Source organism: Enterobacter sp. HK-058-C-ECC (assembly GCF_047531125.1).
Lineage (GTDB): Bacteria > Pseudomonadota > Gammaproteobacteria > Enterobacterales > Enterobacteriaceae > Enterobacter > Enterobacter quasiroggenkampii.
This window is the reverse complement of sequence record NZ_JBLKCH010000001.1, coordinates 617843-637481: the sequence shown is the minus strand read 5'-3', so window position 1 is coordinate 637481 and position 19639 is coordinate 617843. Positions and strand designations below refer to the sequence as shown.

General features: G+C 54.7%; 20 protein-coding genes and 1 pseudogene. 15 read left to right on the top strand and 6 right to left on the bottom strand.

The window, feature by feature from the left end; all coding sequences use genetic code 11:
• Window positions 1–136 precede the first annotated feature (136 nt).
• The 3 genes from ACMWJS_RS03125 to ACMWJS_RS03115 all read left to right on the top strand — a co-directional run bounded on the left by ACMWJS_RS03125 (window position 137) and on the right by ACMWJS_RS03115 (window position 2819).
• The gene (locus ACMWJS_RS03125; RefSeq protein WP_025911426.1) at window positions 137–814 is read left to right on the top strand and encodes a response regulator transcription factor; all 678 of its coding nucleotides are present in this window, start codon (window positions 137–139) and stop codon (window positions 812–814) included.
• On the top strand, window positions 814–2202 hold the full coding sequence (locus ACMWJS_RS03120; protein WP_414746569.1) for a sensor histidine kinase: 1389 nt from the start codon (window positions 814–816) through the stop codon (window positions 2200–2202). Before ACMWJS_RS03125 ends, ACMWJS_RS03120 begins: the two co-directional genes overlap by 1 nt.
• A 137-nt stretch (window positions 2203–2339) precedes the next feature.
• A complete protein-coding gene (locus ACMWJS_RS03115) occupies window positions 2340–2819 on the top strand; it encodes an RrF2 family transcriptional regulator (RefSeq protein ID WP_025760257.1) in 480 nt (159 codons plus the stop codon).
• Between the two features lie 67 nt (window positions 2820–2886).
• Here the strand turns inward: ACMWJS_RS03115 and oqxB are convergent, their stop codons facing one another.
• Window positions 2887–6042, bottom strand: a complete 3156-nt coding sequence (gene oqxB / locus ACMWJS_RS03110; RefSeq protein ID WP_021241210.1) for a multidrug efflux RND transporter permease subunit OqxB — start codon at window positions 6040–6042, stop codon at window positions 2887–2889.
• Between the two features lie 24 nt (window positions 6043–6066).
• Window positions 6067–7242, bottom strand: coding sequence for an efflux RND transporter periplasmic adaptor subunit (locus ACMWJS_RS03105; protein ID WP_023292563.1), 1176 nt, complete (start codon window positions 7240–7242; stop codon window positions 6067–6069).
• A gap of 337 nt (window positions 7243–7579) precedes the next feature.
• Between ACMWJS_RS03105 and ACMWJS_RS03100 the strand changes: the two genes are divergently transcribed.
• The 7 genes and pseudogenes from ACMWJS_RS03100 (at window position 7580) to ACMWJS_RS03070 (ending at window position 12468) form a co-directional block, all read left to right on the top strand.
• On the top strand, window positions 7580–7933 hold the full coding sequence (locus ACMWJS_RS03100) for a helix-turn-helix domain-containing protein (RefSeq protein ID WP_196346236.1): 354 nt from the start codon (window positions 7580–7582) through the stop codon (window positions 7931–7933).
• 70 nt (window positions 7934–8003) lie between these two features.
• Window positions 8004–8321, top strand: a complete 318-nt coding sequence (locus ACMWJS_RS03095; protein WP_047174883.1) for a YebG family protein — start codon at window positions 8004–8006, stop codon at window positions 8319–8321.
• 95 nt (window positions 8322–8416) lie between these two features.
• Window positions 8417–8590, top strand: a pseudogene (locus ACMWJS_RS03090) (DUF6500 family protein); the annotation flags it as partial.
• Between the two features lie 145 nt (window positions 8591–8735).
• Entirely contained in the window at window positions 8736–9626 is an 891-nt protein-coding gene (locus tag ACMWJS_RS03085; protein WP_414746659.1) for a LysR substrate-binding domain-containing protein, read from the top strand.
• 148 nt (window positions 9627–9774) lie between these two features.
• Window positions 9775–10767, top strand: a complete 993-nt coding sequence (locus ACMWJS_RS03080; RefSeq protein ID WP_414746568.1) for a zinc-dependent alcohol dehydrogenase family protein — start codon at window positions 9775–9777, stop codon at window positions 10765–10767.
• Window positions 10768–10846: 79 nt separating this feature from the next.
• Complete coding sequence (locus ACMWJS_RS03075) at window positions 10847–11722, top strand: MBL fold metallo-hydrolase (RefSeq protein WP_414746567.1); 876 nt, start codon at window positions 10847–10849, stop codon at window positions 11720–11722.
• A gap of 335 nt (window positions 11723–12057) precedes the next feature.
• Window positions 12058–12468 carry a YybH family protein gene (locus ACMWJS_RS03070; RefSeq protein ID WP_414746566.1) on the top strand — a complete coding sequence of 137 codons (411 nt, stop codon included), beginning with the start codon at window positions 12058–12060 and terminating at the stop codon, window positions 12466–12468.
• Window positions 12469–12511: 43 nt separating this feature from the next.
• Here ACMWJS_RS03070 and ACMWJS_RS03065 read toward each other — a convergent pair whose 3' ends face one another.
• Both ACMWJS_RS03065 and ACMWJS_RS03060 read right to left on the bottom strand, forming a co-directional pair.
• A complete protein-coding gene (locus ACMWJS_RS03065) occupies window positions 12512–12967 on the bottom strand; it encodes a hypothetical protein (protein WP_414746565.1) in 456 nt (151 codons plus the stop codon).
• A 398-nt stretch (window positions 12968–13365) separates the two neighbouring features.
• Window positions 13366–13869 carry a winged helix-turn-helix transcriptional regulator gene (locus tag ACMWJS_RS03060; protein ID WP_262764068.1) on the bottom strand — a complete coding sequence of 168 codons (504 nt, stop codon included), beginning with the start codon at window positions 13867–13869 and terminating at the stop codon, window positions 13366–13368.
• A gap of 61 nt (window positions 13870–13930) precedes the next feature.
• On the opposite strand from ACMWJS_RS03060, the gene ACMWJS_RS03055 reads away from it, so the two are divergent.
• On the top strand, window positions 13931–14167 hold the full coding sequence (locus ACMWJS_RS03055) for a tautomerase family protein (protein WP_032674674.1): 237 nt from the start codon (window positions 13931–13933) through the stop codon (window positions 14165–14167).
• A gap of 65 nt (window positions 14168–14232) precedes the next feature.
• Here the strand turns inward: ACMWJS_RS03055 and ACMWJS_RS03050 are convergent, their stop codons facing one another.
• Window positions 14233–15117, bottom strand: a complete 885-nt coding sequence (locus tag ACMWJS_RS03050) for a LysR family transcriptional regulator (protein WP_252073641.1) — start codon at window positions 15115–15117, stop codon at window positions 14233–14235.
• Window positions 15118–15231: 114 nt separating this feature from the next.
• On the opposite strand from ACMWJS_RS03050, the gene ACMWJS_RS03045 reads away from it, so the two are divergent.
• The 4 genes from ACMWJS_RS03045 (at window position 15232) to ACMWJS_RS03030 (ending at window position 19203) form a co-directional block, all read left to right on the top strand.
• Complete coding sequence (locus ACMWJS_RS03045; RefSeq protein ID WP_134866384.1) at window positions 15232–16359, top strand: alpha/beta hydrolase; 1128 nt, start codon at window positions 15232–15234, stop codon at window positions 16357–16359.
• Between the two features lie 49 nt (window positions 16360–16408).
• A complete protein-coding gene (locus ACMWJS_RS03040; RefSeq protein WP_414746564.1) occupies window positions 16409–17599 on the top strand; it encodes an MFS transporter in 1191 nt (396 codons plus the stop codon).
• 84 nt (window positions 17600–17683) lie between these two features.
• Window positions 17684–18307: a glutathione S-transferase family protein gene (locus ACMWJS_RS03035; RefSeq protein WP_167213030.1), complete on the top strand. Its 624-nt coding sequence runs from the start codon at window positions 17684–17686 to the stop codon at window positions 18305–18307.
• Between the two features lie 158 nt (window positions 18308–18465).
• Window positions 18466–19203 (top strand): YoaK family protein, encoded by a 738-nt coding sequence (locus ACMWJS_RS03030; protein WP_111966784.1) that lies wholly within the window; start codon window positions 18466–18468, stop codon window positions 19201–19203.
• On the opposite strand, the gene ACMWJS_RS03025 is transcribed toward ACMWJS_RS03030, so the two are convergent.
• Entirely contained in the window at window positions 19153–19602 is a 450-nt protein-coding gene (locus tag ACMWJS_RS03025) for a MerR family transcriptional regulator (protein WP_045910390.1), read from the bottom strand. The two genes, ACMWJS_RS03030 and ACMWJS_RS03025, sit on opposite strands and share 51 nt — an antisense overlap.
• Between the last annotated feature and the right edge of the window lie 37 nt (window positions 19603–19639).

Sequence of the window (19639 nt, the reverse complement as noted above, 5' to 3'; positions counted from 1 at the left end):
AGAGTGACCCTAAGGTTCTTATGAGCCGAAAATGAAGAAACACTGAAGCGCGGGCAGGTGCTGTCATCCGGACAGATTTCCTGCTACCGTTTTTTTCTTAAGTTATTCTTCATTCACGGTTGATACCGTTACCAATGTGAAAATTCTACTTATCGAAGACGACCTGGATCTCGGCAATGGCGTACGTATCGCCCTATCAGATCAAGGATTTGACGTCATATGGGTTCGCCGTAAAGAGGATGCGCTGCATCAGCTTGACGTCTGCGTGCCGGAACTTATTTTGCTCGACCTGGGGCTGCCCGACGGCGATGGCATGAGCCTGATGACGCGTTTGCGTCAGCAACTCAAGGGGATCCCCGTCATCATCCTGACGGCGCGAGGGACGCTGCAGGATCGCCTGTGCGGGCTGGATGCCGGCGCGGACGACTATCTCGTCAAACCCTTTATTCTCGCCGAGCTGCTGGCGAGAGTGCGAGCCCTTGCACGGCGCAGCTACGGTTTTGAAAATGAGGCGATAGAAATTCGTGGGCTATCCCTTCATGTCCCGACGCGCCGCGTGACGGTGAGTGCGCGCCATATCGATTTAACGGCCAGTGAATACGCGCTGCTGGAAACGTTGATGCTGCGCGCGGACCGCGTGCTGACCCGGCGGTTTCTGGAAGAAAGAATATTCGGCAACAAAGAGAACCTCAGCAACGCGCTCGACGTGCACATGGGAAATTTACGGCGAAAAATCGGCGACGGCTATGTGCGAACGGTCCGGGGCGTCGGGTACGTTATTGATACCGTCTCAATACAAAAGGTGACCGGTTAATGCAAAACGTCTGGTATCACCTGAGGCGTCCGACTCTGGTACGGCGAATTATCATCGCCCAGATGCTGCTGCTTACCCTGCTGTGGTGTCTTTTTTTAACCTTTATTCTGTGGGAGGACCTGCGCAGCCCCCCTATCCTCACGGGCAGTAAAACGTACGAAACCGTTTTTACCCTGGCTGAGCGTATGGACGGACGCCCGCAGGATCGTACCGCCGTGCTGGAGGCCTTCAGCAAGGCGCTGCGTGAAGGTTACGGCGGAGGGGAAGATCCCGTGCTGTCGATTAACCTCATCGTTCGCAAAAATAATACCGTTATTTTTGCCTCCGACGGTGCGCCCGCCGGGATAACAAACACCCGGTTCGGCGTACTGGAGCATGTTCAGAGTGGTGATCGTACCTGGACCAGCCGCACCCTCAAGTCCCCTCACTCCGACGTGGAGGTTACCCTTTTCACCCCGGCCAGCGGCTGGAACTTCTTTATTTACCTGAACTCACGCGGGTACTACATCCTGCCGCTGCTGGTCTGCTTCCCTTTTCTGCTGTTTCCCGCGTGGCTGTCAATACGCATTGCGATGCGTCCCTGGAATAAGGTGGTCGATGAGATTACGTTACGCACGCCGTACGATCTCTCCCCGTTAAAAGCCGTACCGAAGCACAGAGAGCTTCGCCAGATGGTGGACGCGATCAATGACTTTCTTGCCAGGGTGCGTGAAAGCGCGGAAAGGGAGCGTGTTTTCATCGCGGATGCCGCGCACGAGCTGCGTACCCCCCTCGCGGCGATGCGCATCAACGTGGAGGCGCTGCAGTCCTGGGTCATCAGTGAAAGCCAGCAGGAGTTGCTTGCCGGCGTGATCCGCAGCAACAGCCGCGCCGCGCGTCTCGTCAATCAGCTGCTGCTGATGATGCACAGCGAAGCGCGTATTGATACGGCCATGGAGCCCGTGCCGCTGACGACGCTCATCCAGGCGCGCATGGCCGAGCTGGAGCCCTTAGCGTCTGCGCGCAGGATCGAGCTGGAATTCTTTGCCGAGGATGAAGTGTGGATCTCAGGCGTCAGGGAACGCCTGGTGTCGCTGATTGATAATCTCATTGAGAACGCCGTGAAATACAGCCCCGAGGGCGGGCGGATTCAGGTCGACGTGCGTGCAGGCGATCGCGTCGTTCAGCTGCGCGTCTCCGATGCGGGCCCCGGTATTCCGGTCGAGCTGCAGGAGCGCGTGTTCGACCGCTTTTTCCGCGATCCCAATCAGGTGCAAAGCGGCAGCGGGCTGGGGCTTGCCATCGTCAAAGCGGTGGCGCAGCAACACAACAGCAGCGTAAATCTGAGTACCTCTGCAGAAGGTGGCCTCCTGGTGACGGTTGACTTCCCGAACCGCACGTTTAGCTAAAGCAGAACAGGGGGTTTGATCGCAAATGCCGCAGATTGCTTCAAAATAATTACCGTATTTGTTATATTGTTGTTTATTGCTTATTCACCTCTGCGGTGCCAAAAAGAACAAGATTCACCGCAACCCAGGACAGAGAAATGTTAGATTACCGCTTCCCGACAGCTTTGCAGATGGTTCTCAGCGTAGCGATGGCGGAGCAATTGGGTGAACGTTCGACGAGCGCGATTCTGGCCTATGGCCTGGAAGCGAACCCGAGCTTCATCCGCAAATTGATGGTTCCGCTGACGCGAGACGGCATTATCGTCTCAACGCTTGGCCGTAACGGCTCCATTCATCTTGGTCGCCCGCCGGAAGAGATCACCCTGCGCGACATCTACCTGTCGGTCATCGAAGATAAAAAGCTGTGGGCGTCGCGCCCTGACGTACCGGCTCGCTGCGTGGTCAGCGCTAACGCGTGCTGGTACTTTAAATCAATTTCCGAAGAGGCCGAGCAGGCGTCGTTAGCGGTACTGGCCCGCCATACCGTAGCAAGTGCCCTGGAAGCGGTGAAAAACGCCGACAGCAGCGGCTGGGATCCGCTCCCCGACCTCATCGCCCAGTATCAAAAAACGTCTTAACGTTTTACCTGATGCGAAAAAAAACCGCCTTCACTGTGAAGGCGGTTTTTTATTATCAGCAACGTCCCTACGCGGGCAGCACGTCCCTTTCCTCTTTCTTCCCACGCGTGACGAACTTACGCAGCGTCACGTAGAACACCGGCGTCAGGAACAGACCAAACAGCGTCACCCCCAGCATACCGGAGAACACCGTAATCCCGGTGACGCCACGTACTTCTGCGCCCGCGCCGTGGCCGAGGATCAGCGGAATGGTCCCGGCAATAAAGGCGATGGAGGTCATTACAATCGGGCGTAAACGCAGGCGGCACGCCTCCAGCGCGGCCTCCATGATACCTTTACCCTGAATTTCCAGCTCGCGGGCAAACTCCACGATAAGAATGGCGTTTTTACAGGCCAGCCCCATCAGCACCACCAGCCCCACCTGCACGAAGACGTTGTTATCGCCCCCGGTCAGCCAAACGCCAAACAGCGCCGAGAGCATGGTCATCGGCACGATGAGGATCACCGCCAGCGGCAGCGTCCAGCTTTCATACAGCGCCGCCAGGACCAGGAATGCCAGCAGCACCGCGACCGGGAAGACGATCAGCGCCGTGTTGCCCTGTGTGGCCTGCTGGAAGCTCAGATCCGTCCATTCGATGTTCATCCCGTTCGGCAGGATCTGCTTAGACATCGCGTCCAGCTGCGTCATCGCCTGCGCTGATGAGAGCACGCGCGGGTCGGCATCGCCAATCAGGTCCGCCGCCGGGTAGCCGTTGTAGCGGATCACCGGATCCGGCCCGTAGGTGGTCGTGATGTTCACCATACTGCCAATCGGCACCATCTCGCCCTGGCTGTTACGGGTGCGCAGATTCGCAATATCTTCCACGCTGTCGCGGAACTGCCCGTCGGCCTGTGCCATCACGCGCCAGGTACGTCCGAACTGGTTGAAGTCATTGACGTACGACGAGCCCAGATAGGTTTGCAGCGTCCCAAAAAGATCGGTCAGCGACACGCCCTGCGCTTTCGCCTTATCGCGGTCAACCTGCACGTCCAGCTGCGGCACGTTAGCCTGGTAGGTTGAGATCGGGAAATGCATCCCCGGCGTCTGCATAATTGCACCGGACATGGTGTTCACCGCATTTTGCAGCGCGCCATAGCCCAGACCACCGCGGTCCTGGATGTACAGGGAATAGCCCGACCCCTGACCCAGCCCTAAAATCGGCGGCGGCAGGATGGAGAAGCCAAAGCCCTGCTGGATTTGCGCGATTTTCGCGTTAATCTCCGCATTAATTTCCGCCGCGGAATGTTTACGCTGGTCGAACGGCTTCAGGCCGAAGAAGACCGTCCCGGTATTCGGCGTGTTGGTGAACTGCAGCGCATTCAGTCCCGGAAACGCGACCGCATAGTCCACGCCTTCGGTATTCATCCCGATTTCGCTCATTTTGCGGATCACCGCATCGGTGCGGGCCAGCGAAGAGCCTTCCGGCATTTTCACGCCGCCGATCAGGTAAAGCTTGTCCTGCGTCGGAATAAACCCGCCGGGCACCGCTTTAAACATGACGCCTGCGGCACAAAGCAGCAGCAGATAAACCACGAATACCGCGCCGCGTCGTCCCAGCGTTTTGCCCACCAGTCCCTGATAGCCGTTTGAGCTGCGGAGGAAGAAGCGGTTAAACGGACGGAAAATCCAGCCGAACAGACGATCGATAAGCCGGGTCGGGAAATCTTTCGGCGCGCCGTGCGGCTTTAACAGCAGTGCCGCCAGCGCCGGAGAGAGCGTCAGCGAGTTAATCGCTGAAATCACCGTAGATATCGCGATCGTCACCGCAAACTGCTTGTAGAACTGGCCGGTAACGCCCGACAGAAACGCCATCGGCACAAACACCGCGCACAGTACCAGCGCAATCGCGATAATCGGCCCGGACACTTCACGCATCGCCTGGTGCGCAGCCGCAAGCGGTGCAAGCCCCTCTTCGATATTTCGCTCGACGTTTTCCACCACCACGATGGCGTCGTCCACCACGATACCGATGGCCAGCACCAGCCCGAACAGGCTGAGGGTATTCAGCGAGAAGCCCAGCAGGTAGAGAATGCTGAAAGTACCCACCACCGACACCGGCACCGCGATCAGCGGAATGATCGACGCGCGCCAGGTTTGCAGGAACAGAATGACCACCAGCACGACCAGCACCACGGCTTCCAGCAGCGTTTGCACCACCGCACGGATCGAATCACGCACGAAGACCGTCGGATCGTAAGGTGCCGCCCACTTCATGTCTGCCGGGAAGCGCGTGGACAGTTCGTCCATTTTCGCGCGCACCGCGTTAGACAGATCGATGGCGTTCGCCCCCGGAGACTGGAAGATACCAATCCCGACCGCGTCTTTATTGTTCAGCTGGGAACGCAGCGCATAGCTCCCGGAGCCCATTTCAATCCGCGCCACGTCACGCAGGCGGACGACCGTACCATCCTGCGTTGTTTTCAGGACAATATTGCCAAACTCTTCTTCGGTATGCAGACGGCCCTGGGCGTTAATGGAGATCAGGAAATCGCTCTCTTTCGGCAGCGGCTCGGCGCCAAGCTGACCGGCGGAGACCTGTACGTTTTGCTCCTGCATCGCCGTGACCACGTCCGAGGCGGTCAGACCGCGCGCCGCCACTTTATTTGGATCCAGCCAGACGCGCATCGCGTACTCGCCGGAGCCGAAAATCTGGATCTGGCCGACGCCGGGCAGGCGCGCCAGCTCATCCTTCACCTTCAGCGTGGCGTAGTTGCGCATATACAGCGAGTCGTACTTGCCGTTGGGTGAAAACAGATGCACCACCAGCGTCAGCGTGGGCGACTGCTTCTGGGTGGTAATGCCCAGACGCCGCACGTCCTCCGGCAGACGCGCCTCGGCCTGCGCGACGCGGTTCTGCACCTGAACCTGCGCCTGATCGGGGTCAGTCCCCGGACGGAAGGTGACAGTGGTCACCAGCACGCCGTCCGAGCCCGCGACGGATTTCATGTACATCATGTTCTCAACGCCGTTGATCGCCTCTTCCAGCGGTGTCGCCACGGTCTCGGCAATCACTTTCGGGTTGGCGCCCGGGTACTCCGCGCGCACCTGCACGCTTGGCGGCACGACGTCAGGATATTCGCTCACCGGCAATAGCGGGATGGCGATTAACCCTGTGATAAAAATCAGAATCGACAGGACGGCAGCAAAGATCGGCCTGTCGATGAAAAAGCGGGAAAAGTCCATGGGTTGGATTCTCAGGTCAAGGGATCAGTTGAGGGCGCTGGTGGCGGTCATGGCAACGGTTTTGGCGTTAACCGGCATACCCGGCATAAACACTTTCTGTAAACCCTCGACGATGACTTTGTCGCCAGGGTTCAGCCCCTGCCGCACAATGCGTAAACCGTCTGCCAGACGTCCCGGCGTAATGTCGCGACGCTGCGCTTTCCCCTCTTTATCCACGATATAGACGTATTTACGATCCTGATCGGTCAGCACCGCCTTGTCGTCGATAAGCGTAGCTTTGAACTCCGCGCTGCCCGGCAGGCGTACGCGGGCAAACAGTCCCGGCGTGAACTGACGCTGGGAGTTATCCAGCAGCGCGCGCATGCGGATGGTCCCGGTGCTCGGCGTAAGCTGGTTATCCAGGAAATCCACTTTGCCCTGGTGGGGATAGCCCTCCTCGCCCGTCAGGCCAATCTCAACCGGCAGCGCCGTGTGATTGCTGGACGCCCCCTGCCCGCTGCGGGCCAGGTTTTGATAGTGAAGATAGGTTGACTCGTCCACGTCAAAGTAGACGTACACCGTCTTCTGCGAGACCAGCGTGGTGAGGACGCTGGCAGTGTCGCCCGCAGTCACCAGGTTCCCGCTGGTGATCAGCGCCCGGCTGGCGCGACCATCGATAGGCGCGGTCACTTTGGTGAAGTCCAGGTTGAGCTGGGCTGCGTCAACCGCCGCCTGCGCGGCGCGAATGTCGGCCTGCGCCTGAACGGCAGCCGAACGTCGCTGCTCCCACTCTTCCCGTGAGACCAGATGGGTATTGATCAGCTTATCGGTACGGTTAGCCTCACTTTGCGCGAGGCTGGCCTGCGTTTTGGCTCTCGCCAGGTTCGCCTGCGCCTGTTCCAGCGCGGCGCGATAGGTACGATCATCAATGGTGAACAGCACCTCGCCCTTCTTCACTTCCTGGCCGTCGGTGTAATTCACCTTGTCAATGTAGCCGGACACGCGCGGGCGCAGCTGAACGCTCTCCACCGCTTCAATCCGGCCGTTAAAGCTATCCCACTGGCTAATCGATTTCACCACCACGTCAGCGGCACTCACGGCAGGCGCAGGTGGCGCGGCATTTTGCGCGACGCTGTTATCGCATCCGACGAGCAGCACGGAGAGCAACATTGCCCCCAGCGCGCTCAGATGAGAATTACCCCAGGTTTTTTGCAGGCTCATTATTTTTATTCCGATAATTGTCGCCACCGGGCAAGACGCAGCAGGAGGCACCGCGCCACTTCCTTTGTCCGGGGGCTGTCTTAAGGCCATTTGTGTCGTTCATCGCCACAAAACTGTAACAGTTGCGAATACACTATTCGCGGCGATTGTAGGAAGGCGCTTAACTAAGTGCAAGAATAATTGTTGCACTTTATGTGCTATTTGAGTGGATGTGAAAAGACCCGTTTCGGTCAGGGATTTAAATGCAACAATAAAACTTGCAATTACTGCAAAAACGCGCCACCTTTAAATGCAACAGACAAAGATACTTTTTCATCCGCTGCGTGGGGGTAACCAGATGAACACTGGCGCATTTATGCATGATTTACTCGACTGGATCGACAACAACCTGGACAGCCGACTGGACATTGAGACCGTCGCCAGGCGTTCCGGCTACTCGAAATGGCACCTCCAGCGCCTGTTCAAAGAGCATACGGGCTATCCCCTCGCCGGGTATATTCGCGCGCAAAAGCTGCAAAAATCGGTTGAGCGGTTATCCCGCAGCGATGAACCGATTCTGAACGTGGCGATCGCGCTGGGCTTTGACTCCCAGCAATCCTTCAACCGCAGCTTCAAGCGTCAGTATGGTCAGGCGCCTGGGGCATGGCGACGCAGTATGGGTGGCCCGGAAACACAGCAGCTTCGCCAGTAATGCATATTTTGCTGCAACATCGATCTGTTGCTGTTATACTGTATATAAATACAGTATAACGAGGTGCACGATGGCTGTTGAAACAAAATTTGTTGTCGTAAGAAAAGGTGAAGAGAAAATGACATTTGCCAGTAAGAAAGAGGCTGACGCTCACGACAAGCTGCTTGATATGGCCGACGCGTTCACCGACTGGCTGTTGCAAAGCGGAATGCAGATGGATGAAACGCAGGCTGAAAATCTTGGCCTGTATCTCGCCGAGCAGAAAGAGACCGTGCAGCATATTCTGCGTACCAGCAAGCTTCCCGATCTCACTGCTCCAGCTGCAGCGGATAAAACAGAATCCGACGCGGCTGACACGAAAAAGATCAGGGCTGTGAAAGCGGCCTGATTGTCAGAAAACGTTATTAACGATCCTGTAGCCGTAAGCAGACTTCTGCTTGCGGCTTTTTTTATCCTGAACATGAAAAGCGTAAAGGAGATGGCGTGCGGCAAGGAATGAAGGAAAAGATCATCAGGATCTGTGATGCAAAAATTGCCTCTAAGGGAAGCGATGCTGGGCTTTCGTTTTATGCTTTTTTTGCTAATAAAAATGACGCTTCTGAATTGCTTATGGAAGTGGCGCACTGGTGGATTATGGAAATGAAACAGGGTAATTTTTGTTACTGGTGCGGTCCACTTTGTGCCAGAAGCGGACATTTTGAAAGCCATAAATTTCTTAACTTGATGCCCATCGGAATTGTTTACTTTACAATACAAACCACAAACAGCCTAAATAGAGCCAGGTGATCACGTGCACACCAACATGATTGAATATCTAAATATTTTCATCCAGGTTGTTGAGCAGGGTAGTTTCTCCAAAGCCGCTGACGTGCTTCAAATCCATCGTCCGACCGTAAGCAAAGCGATACAGCAAATTGAGCATGATCTGGGTGTAAAACTGATTCATCGCACAACCCGCAAGCTTAACATTACTGATGAAGGAGATGAGTTTTATCATCATGCCAGGCATGTGCTGGCCGAAGTGAATGACATGATGGCTAGTTTTTCACCGACCCTTCCCCCCCGGGGGCGTCTCAGGCTTGATGTCCCGCTGGCGCTGGCACACGCCATACTGATCCCTAATCTCAAACATTTCCAGTCACTATATCCTGATATTGACGTCGTACTGGTTTCATCGGACAAAAAAACCGATTTGATCGCTGAAGGTGTGGACTGTCTTGTCCGCCTGGGCGAGCTTCAGAATTCAAGTTTTATCTCCAGACGTCTTGGTGTCATCAGGATGGTTACCTGTGCAGCCCCGTCATACCTGCAACAACATGGACGACCGGAAACACTTACGGATCTGGGCCAGCATCGCGCGATAAACTTTTTCAGCGAACACAGTCGTGACGTGATGGAATGGAAGTTTATCAAGGACGGAAACGTTGTGTCGTTGCGCCCTGCGGGCAATATGCTGGTTGATAATTCCGATATTCTGCTTTCCTGTGGACTGGCCGGTTTAGGTATTATCCAGGCCACATTTGACGCCCTCGCTCCCCATATTGCTTCCGGCGCTCTTGAAGAAGTTCTTCCGCAGTACCCTTCAGTATCCAAGCCCGTGTCGGTGATGTATCCGGACAGGCGCTATCTTTCTCCAAAAGTTCGGGTCTTTATCGACTGGTTCAGTGAAGTTCTGACCATGCAGATCCGCTGAAAGCAGAGATTATTAACAGATAATTAATACTGAAGTTCCCTGTCAGCTATTTTTGGTACGTGTGTAGCAGCGTAGATTGTCAGTAAATGAATCGGGCATGTCTTCAACAATATTCTGAAGATGTGCTGCTAACTGACGAGAGCTGAATATGTCTAAAGTTGTTACCTTTAACCGTACCGGTGGTCCGGAAGTACTGGAAATAGTCGATGTGGAGGTGCCCGCACCAGCAGCGGGTGAAGTTCAGATTCGCGTACATGCTATTGGGCTTAACCGTGCAGAAATAATGTACCGCAACGGTCAGTATGTCATTGAGCCGGAATTTCCGGCACGCCTGGGATACGAGGCCTCGGGTGTAGTGCAGGCCGTTGGTGAGCATGTTGAAGGGTTTGTTAACGGAGATCGAGTCAGCGTTATCCCTTCGTTTATGTTTAATGAATACGGCATGTACGGCGAACTGGTGAATGCTCCGGTAAATGCTGTGGTGAAGCATCCTGAAAATCTATCCTTCGAGGAGGCAGCGGCAAGCTGGATGATGTATGTCACTGCATATGGCGCGCTGGTTGAATATGGCAACCTTCAGGCTGGTCAGAATGTTGTTATCCGTGCTGCATCAAGCAGTGTAGGCCTGGCTGCCATACAGATAGCTAACATGCTGGGTGCTAAACCTATTGCGCTTACCCGGACTTCCGAAAAAAGCGAAATGCTTCTTAAAGCTGGTGCCGCCACAGTTATAGCTACTGCTGAGCAGGATATGGTTGCGGAAATAAATCATGCGACAGATGGCATGGGTGCGCATATTGTTTTTGATCCTGTCGGTGGTCCGGACGTGGCAAAACTGACCCAGGTGATGGCACCGCAAGGTATGTTCTTCCAGTACGGGGCGCTCGACAGCCGCGACATGCTTGTGCCTGTCTTTGATATTCTCGGTAAGCATCTCACACTCCGTGGATACGAGCTGTTTGAAATCACGACGGCCCCAGAAAAAATGGCACGCGCAAAATCCTTCGTCACCGAAGGATTACGTTCCGGCAAACTGAAACCTGTCATTGATAAAACATTCCCGCTTCAAGATATTGCAAATGCACAGCGCTATATGGAAGCAAATGGACAGGTTGGCAAAATCGTTGTAGTAGTTGGGTAAACCCCAAACCCACTATGAGAGAGTTGCATTCACCAATCGGTTTATTTTCTGTAATACCTTCATCGCAGCGGAGTAACACATGATTTCACAACACAACTGGCAGGCACCGGCCATTAATCGAAAAAAAGTGGGCGATATGACTGTGACTATGCTTAGTGATGGTTTTCTGGACGTATCTTTTGAGTTGTTGTCTGGTATTGATGGCTCCCGGGCGGAGGAGTTACTCCAGAAGCGTGGTGCACCTGCATTGCCTCGTATTAATATCAACGTATATGTTATTCAGACCCCTGAGCGCACTATCCTGGTAGACAGCGGTGCTGGCGGTATCAATGGGTGGGGCGGTCGGCTTCAGGTTGCTCTGGCTGCCGCAGGTATTGACCCGCTCGCTATCGATACCATTTTACTGACACATGCGCACCCGGATCATATTGGTGGCCTTGCCGGTCCTCTCCAGACTCCAGTGTTCCGTAATGTCCAACAGCTTTTTGTTCATGAAAAAGAACTCGCTTTCTGGCGCGATGAAACTATTTCAGCCAGCGCACCTGATGCGTTCAGGCCGTTCTTTGAGGTAGCTAAAAACGCTTTTAACGCGTACGACGACAAACTAGTACCTTTCCGTGAGGAAGCCATCCTGCCGGGGATCCAGACCGTTGAACTGTTTGGTCACACACCGGGCCACAGCGGATATCTGCTGGGCGATGATAAAGATTCCCTGCTCATCTGGGGCGATATCGTTCATTTCCCGCATGTCCAGGTCGCTCAGCCTGATGTCACTATCGCCTTCGACAGCGATCCTGTGGCCGCTGCTGCCGTCCGGGGCAGACTGCTTGACCGTGCCGCGAGTGATAATCTGGCCGTTAGCGGGATGCATTTTAACCTGCCAACCACTGGTAAGATTGTACGAGATGGCAGCAGCTTTACATTGAACTATGATCTCTGGTCACCAGTAGTGTGAACCTGTACCTTCCCGGCAGATCCACCGGGAAGGTATTTCTTATTTTCACGCGCTTATCTATGGTCTTGTGAATATTAAATATTCGCATACAAATGGCTTATTAGCCCCACGCCCTTGTTCTTTGCTCTTCCCTTGAGTGCAGGCTTTTTCCTGATTGATATTTTGATGCTTAACTGTTTTTAAAATTCAAGGTCAGCTTTTCGCTCTTAGCAAACCTAACATTACCTCCCACACCTCTTCCCCCTCAACGCCACCAGCCATAAAACCTGGTAGCTATACAAACACACCAGACTGTTACGTTAATACACGTTCCCCCCACCAACGAGGAATCGCGCATGACCCCACATCCGCTACACCAGATCATCGAATCCTGCGATCGCGCCATCACCACCAAAAACTATGACGCGCTGATGGAATACTACGCCGAAGACGCGACTCTGGTGGTTAAGCCCGGCATGACGGTTACAGGCAAAGAAAACATCCGCAACGCGTTTATTGCCATCTCGGATTATTTCCAGGACCAATTGATTGTGGAACAAGGAGAGATGCAGGTGATCGAAGGTGGCGGCAATGCCCTCGTTATCATGGAAACCGTTCTGCGTTTTCCTGATGGTCAGGGTGGAATTACGGAAATGTCGCGCCGCGCGACCTATGTTTTTCGGCAGGAAAGCGACGGTCGCTGGCTTTGTACTATCGACAACTCCTACGGTACATCGCTTCTGGATACCGGGAATCGATCGCGTTAATCACGGCTTCAAAGGGGCGCTGCCGCCCCTCCCCGCCAGCCCCTTAATGCGCAGTAATGCGCGGCTCCTTCACAAACTCAGCCAGCAGCCACACCATATCGTGCAGCAGGCCCGTCAGCTCTTTCGCTACGTGAGCGGGTAGCGTTCCACCCATAACGGCTTGCGTCAGCGCCAGAACATAATTCACCTGCGTTAAGGTGTCCTGCCAGCAGTCGGGCACGCAGGAGTTGGTTTTCTCACCCATGATCAACTGTTCAATCAGGTATGGCGGAAGATCGACATCACAGAGTTCACGCAGCCTGCGCATGGCCTGAAGGAGACGCTCGCACAGCGCAGTACGCCTCGCGACATCATCGGTTTCGACCAGCACGCTCACCAGCGCGGCGCAGTTGTCGGCGACGACAAAAAGATCGGCATCGGCCGGAAGCGGTCGGGAGATACGTTGCAGAATGACGTTTTCGTCAGATGGAAGGTAAGTCAGGGTTGGGATAGTCGCCATCGTAAGGCATCCTCAGTGTATAAATTGGGTGAACCACCCGATGAGTTCCTACGCTCGAGGGGGTAGCGCTGACAGAGGTAGGAATACCGCCCACAGAGAAAACGGCCAGCCTTGCGGCTGCTCCGTCAGCGCCACCGCAATTTTAACGAGATCGGCGCTGTCGCGACATATAAATATCGCTCTGTAGATGCGGGTTCCTACGCCCGATTGCGGATGTGCCGCAACGCAGGCACTTTACGACCGCGACCCGTTGGGGAAAAGACATAACGCTGAATTTCATAAGGTTACTTTGCGGTTTGCGAGGCGCCTTCCAGAATGACAACGCTGCCCTAAATTTTAAGGGTATCAATCACCGCTCTCGCTGGGCTTTGACTCCCGGCAGTCCTTCAACCGCAGCTTTAAGCGTCAGTATGGTCAGGCGCCTGGGGCATGGCGGCTAAGTATTGGTTGTCGTGAAACGTTAACCGAACGTTTTTAGGGTCAACGAACTTACCGTCGGCGGTAACATAGGCGCTATTAACCACTTCTCCACTTTCTTTGTCTGTTAACGCAATATGCGGTGCGTCGTGCAGTATGTTTTTATGACCCCACTCCATCAAAGAGAAAAGAATCGGCGCAAGGCTGCGGCTTTTGGCGGTGAGAACATACTCATACCGTTCACGCGCCCCTTCTTCCTGATAAGGGATTTTGCAAAGCAGGCCGAGTTCAGTCATTTTTTTTAACCGGTTCGCCAGCGTCTGCCTGGTGATTTTTGTATGATCCCGTATCGTTTCAAAGCGTGTTACCCCATAAAACGCCTCTCTCAGAATCAACAAAACCCATTGATCGCCAAGAAGCTCAGCGGCCGCCGCTAACCCACAAAGCTCAGGTAATAAGTACGGTAATGATTTATTTTTTGACATCTCTTCGTTTGCCTCGTAACCTGAGTATGATTTAAAGACTCAGTTATTTAAGGAGAATACAATGCCCTTCGTAAATGTGCAAACCATTAAAGGAATTATGAATTCGGAGCAAAAAAAAGAACTGCTACGTCGTATGACTGACCTTATTGTTGAAATTGAGGGAAACGGCGATCCTGAATTCCGGCGTTCAGTATGGATCCGTATTGACGAGCATGAACCGGAACAGTGGAGTCTTGGGGGAATACAGCCCACATCTGAAATGATTGCTGCAAAATTTGCCTCACCACAGCGGTCCTGATTTATTTTTAGTCATCGCTCACCGGCGGGCAGTTTGAATGTCCGCTCTCGTCATGTTATGCCGCCCTAAATTTTCAGCGTATCGATCACAGCCCTCAGGGCAGGCGACACGTTGCGGTGCGGATAATAGAGATACAACCCGTCCATGCGCAGGCTATAGCGCTGCAACACCCGGATAAGCGTTCCGCGCTCCAGATCGTCAGCCACCAGCTCCACCGGGACATAGGCCAGCCCAAGCCCCAGCCGGGCGGCCTCGGCTTCCATGTAGCTGTCAGACAGCGCCCATTGCCCCTCTGGCCGATGGATGATTTTTTTCCCGTCCTGCACCAGTTCCCACTGATAGTCACTACCGTCGGCAAACTGGTAGGCAATGCAGGGATGAGCCACTAAATCGGCTGGCGTCTGCGGAAAACCGTAGCGTCTGAAGTGTTCCGGGGCAGCCACCGCGGCCATTTCCATATCAGGCGTGATACGCACTGCAATCATTCCCTGCCCCACTTCCGGCCCCAGTCTGACACCCGCATCGAACCGCTCGGCGATAATGTCGACGAAGCGGCTTTCATTCATCAGTTCCAGCCTGATGTCCGGGTAACGCTGTTTAAAAATGGCGAGCTTTGGCAGCAGACACTTATCGATAGCGTGCTGGCTGGCATTAATACGCACCGTGCCGGACGGCGTCTGACGATAGTGTGCCAGAGTCGCCAGACCCGTATCGAGCGTATCGAATGCAGACTCGGCGGTCTGATAAAGCTGTTCCCCGGCATGGGTGAGCGAGAGCTTGCGCGTGGTGCGGACCAGAAGTTGGACGCCCAATCGCTCTTCCAGCTCGCGAACCGAGCGGCTGATCCCGGATTGCGCCAGCCCAAGCCGAAGCGCGGCCGCCGTGAAGCTCCCCTCCCGTACCACCTGCATGAACAGGTACAGCTCATTATAGTTTTCCCGTTTCGCCATCATTCCCGCCAATTTATAACAATATGATATGAATCCTAGCAGCTTTCGCCCTCTAATCAGCACTATTTCTGCTAACTATAATGACCGCAACACAACAACCCAGGGTTCATTTCTATGAAAACATTTACCCAAAAACTGTCCGTTGCGATGCTGCTATGTGCATCATTAAGTGGAGTGACAACAATGAGTTATGCAGAAACCACCAACCCAAACGCGCCTGTTTCGATGGTGAGCACATGGGATAAAACCTTCGCCGAAAGTGACAAAGTCGATCACCGTAAGGTGTCCTTCCAGAACCGATACGGGATCACTTTGGTAGGCGATCTGTATCTTCCCAAAAACCGCGGCGACCGCAAGCTGGCGGCGATTGCGGTCAGCGGGCCATTTGGCGCGGTCAAAGAGCAGTCCAGCGGCCTGTATGCGCAAACCCTGGCAGAAAATGGGTTTGTGACCCTGGCGTTCGATCCGTCCTATACGGGCGAAAGCGGTGGCCAGCCGCGCAACGTAGCGTCTCCGGATATCAACACCGAAGACTTTAGCGCGGCGGTGGACTTCCTCGGGTTGCAGAAAGAGGTTGATCGTAACCGCATTGGTATTCTCGGCATCTGCGGCTGGGGCGGTATGGCGCTCAACGCAGCATCCATGGACACCCGCGTGAAGGCGGTCGCCACCAGCGTGATGTATGACATGAGCCGGGCGATGGGCCACGGCGTGGGCGACGGGAAAGATCGCTATTCAACGTCTGACCGCCGTGCCGTTCTGCAGTATCTGAACGCACAGCGCTGGAAAGATGCTGAGAACGGTACCTTCGCGCACGGCGGCCATGACATTTATGTCGATGAGAACGGTAAGGTGACGGCAGCTGAACGTATTCTGCCGGAGACGTTACCTGACAACCCGAATCCGGTACTCAAAGAGTTCTTTGACTACTACCGTATGCCGCGCGGCTTCCATGCGCGCTCCGTCAACTCCACCGGCGCGTGGACCGCGACCACGCCATTATCATTTATGAATATGCCGCTGCTGAGCTACGCCGGGGAAATTACTATCCCAACGCTTATCGTAACCGGTGAAAAGGCACACTCCCGCTACTTTGCTGAAGATGCGTTTAAAGCGGTCGGTAGCAAGCAGAAGGAACTGGTGATTGTTCCGGGCGCAAACCATGTCGATCTCTACGATAATGCTGCCGGGAAGATCCCCTTCGGCCAGTTTGAGCAGTTCTTCAAAACCAACCTGAAATAAACCTCTACGCCACCCGCCCTGTACGGGTGGCTCTTTGTGAAATCTGACTATGTCTACACTGAGCCGCAGCCGCACCACATCACAGAACACAGAGCATGCACACTGGAGTGGCGTTTTTGCCATGACCCTGTGCGTATTTGTCTTGATTGCCTCGGAATTTATGCCCGTCAGCCTGCTTACTCCCCTTGCCAGAGATTTGGGCGTTACGGAGGGTCTCGCTGGCCAGGGGATCGCGATTTCCGGCGCGCTGGCGGTGCTGACTAGCCTCTTCCTTTCCCGGCTTGCCGGGAATATAAACCGCAAACACCTTATTCTGGGCATGACGCTCCTGATGGCGCTCTCGGGGATGATTATCGCTTTCGCCCCAAACTATCTGGTTTACATGGCAGGCCGCGCGCTGATCGGTATCGCTATAGGCGGGTTCTGGTCCATGTCTGCCGCAACGGCCATTCGCCTTGTTCCGCCGCATAAGGTTGCGCGCGCGCTGGCCATTTTCAACGGCGGTAACGCGCTGGCAACGGTGGTGGCCGCCCCGCTTGGCAGCTATCTTGGGGCCACTATTGGCTGGCGCGGCGCATTTCTTTGTCTGGTGCCCGTGGCGATAGTCGCGTTCATCTGGCAGTGTTTAAGCCTGCCTGACATGAACGCGCGTAAAAACGGTACATCACGAGGAAGTGTTTTTCGGTTATTCCGCCAGCCTGCCGTTTCCGTTGGTCTGCTGGCCTGCGGCCTGTTCTTTATGGGGCAGTTTGCGCTGTTTACCTATCTGCGCCCGTTCCTTGAAACCGTCACCCGGGTGAGCGGAGCCGGGCTGTCGCTGATTTTGCTCACCATAGGCGTTGCAGGTTTTGTGGGCACCCTTTTCGTTGCCCTGGTGCTTAATGCCGCGTTTTACATAACGCTGATCGCGATCCCTCTACTGATGGCGGCCATCGCAGTCGCGTTGATTCTCGCCGGGCATAACGTGTGGATTGTGGCCCTGCTGTCAGGCCTATGGGGGATGCTGGCAACATCAGCGCCGACGGGGTGGTGGACGTGGATTGCGCGAACGCTGCCGAAGGATGCTGAAGCCGGCGGTGGACTTATGGTCGCGGTGATCCAGCTCGCCATTGCGCTCGGCTCAACGGCGGGCGGTATAGCGTTCGATCGTTATAGCTGGCAGAGCACGTTTGCATTGAGTGGCATAGTGCTCCTCTTTGCGGCAGCGCTAACGTTTCTGCTTTCGCGTCTTCACAAATAACGCGCCGGATGATTTTTTGACGCTTTTCTTCACCGTTCGTGTATTGTTTTTAAACAATAACATCCATTAAAGGACACCTGCGCAATGATCACCATCCTCGGCAAAACCACCTCCATCAACGTTCGAAAAGTACTCTGGACCTGCGAAGAAGCAGGCATAGCCTATCAACAGGAAGATTACGGCAGTGGTTTTGCCTCAACGGAAACGGATGCCTTCCGCGCCCTGAATCCCAACGCCATGGTGCCAGTGCTGATTGATGACGATTTCGTGCTGTGGGAGTCCAATTCCATCTGCCGTTATCTGGCGCGCAAGGCCGAACGCCACGATCTGCTGCCTGCCGCACCGCAGGCTTGCGCCAACGTTGAGCGCTGGATGGACTGGCAGGCCACTGAATTTAACAACGCCTGGCGCTATGTCTTCCCGGCGCTGGGGCGTAAAAACCCGGCCTTTAACGACCCCGAGCGCATTGCGGCAGGAATCAAAGAGTGGAACCACTGCATCACCATTCTGGAAAACCAGTTACAGCGCACCGGGGCCTTTGCGGCGGGCGAGACGTTTACCCTCGCTGACGTGGTGCTTGGGCTGTCGGTGAATCGCTGGAAAATGACGCCGTTTGATAAGCCAGACGTGCCCGCCATTGAGGCCTGGTTCGAGCGCCTTAACCAGCGTCCGGCATTTTTGCGTCACGGCAATAACGGCATGGTGTAAAACTCAATGCCTGAATGAATACCGCAACGAGGCTGTTTTTTTAATTACGAAACCCTGATTGTCGTCAGAGGGAATAATAATTAAGCCATATCCTGGACAGCCCGTTGCACCGCTTTGCTAGCCTGAATAGTCAGGCAAAGCTCAACCCGGAGGTATTCTTGCTGATTAAACTCAAGAAAGAACGAACGCATCAGGAGGATCGCCGGCTTGCTCTCTGGCTGGCGACCTCAGCAGGTTTGCTGAACGCCATCGCCCTCGGGGCATTTGGTTTTTTCCCCTCACACATGACCGGCAACACCTCACAGTTATCCAGCGAAGTTTCTTCTACCGATCTGAGCGATATTATTTTCTTCGGCTCGATAATTCTCTCTTTTGTGGCTGGCGCCATTATTGCGCGCACGATCGTCATATGGGGTATTATCCATAACGTCAGGCTGGTTTTTTGCCAGATCCTTTTTGTCGAGGGGATATTACTGACCGGCGTTTCCTTCTACGAAATGTATTTCTATGCGCTCACCAGCAATCGCGAAATTATTCTTTTTCTCTGCTTTCTGATGGGCATTCATAATTCCACCTCCACGCAGCTTTCCGGCGGACGGGTAAGATCGACGCACATTACCGGTACGTTAACGGACGCGGGGATTTCCCTGGCCTCCGTCATGGTGGCGATGCTGCGCCGGGATTACTCCAAAGATACGGCGGCGCAAAAAAGTCAGCTAAAAACCCACTTAACCACCCTGTTTTCGTTCATTACGGGCGGTATTGCGGGGCTGCTGCTGTTCAGATGGATTGGCTTCAACGCTATGCTGGCGCTGGGGTTGATACTCGCGGTTGTCGCCACCGTCTCAATTATCACCGTCTCGTCGAGGGTTCGACGGGTTCGCGCTGGCGTCTGAGGGTTGCAACTGCCCCAGCAGGCGCTGCATGTTGTCATCACAGGTGATGCCCTCCGGCCTGTGGGTGATACTCGTGACCAGGTCCAGCAGCTCCCTTCGGTTTTCCTCCAGCTGCTTCTGCATCGCCTCTATTTCAGCAATGCGTGTCTTCAGGGACTGGATCAGTCCCTCATGATCCCAGCGCTGTTGCGGCTGCGGCAAGAAGCGCCGTATTTGCTCAAGGGTGAACCCGGTCCGTTGTGCATTGTCGATAATGTTCAGCAGCGCAACCGCATCAGCGGAATAGGTACGGTACCCGTTCCCCTGCCTGACGGGTCGCGGCAGTAAGCCTTCCGCCTCATAAAACCGAATGCGCGACGGGGTAATTCCCGTCATTTTCGACAGCTCGCCAATTTTCATTTCGTCCGCTCTGGCATATTGACCTTAAAGTTAACTT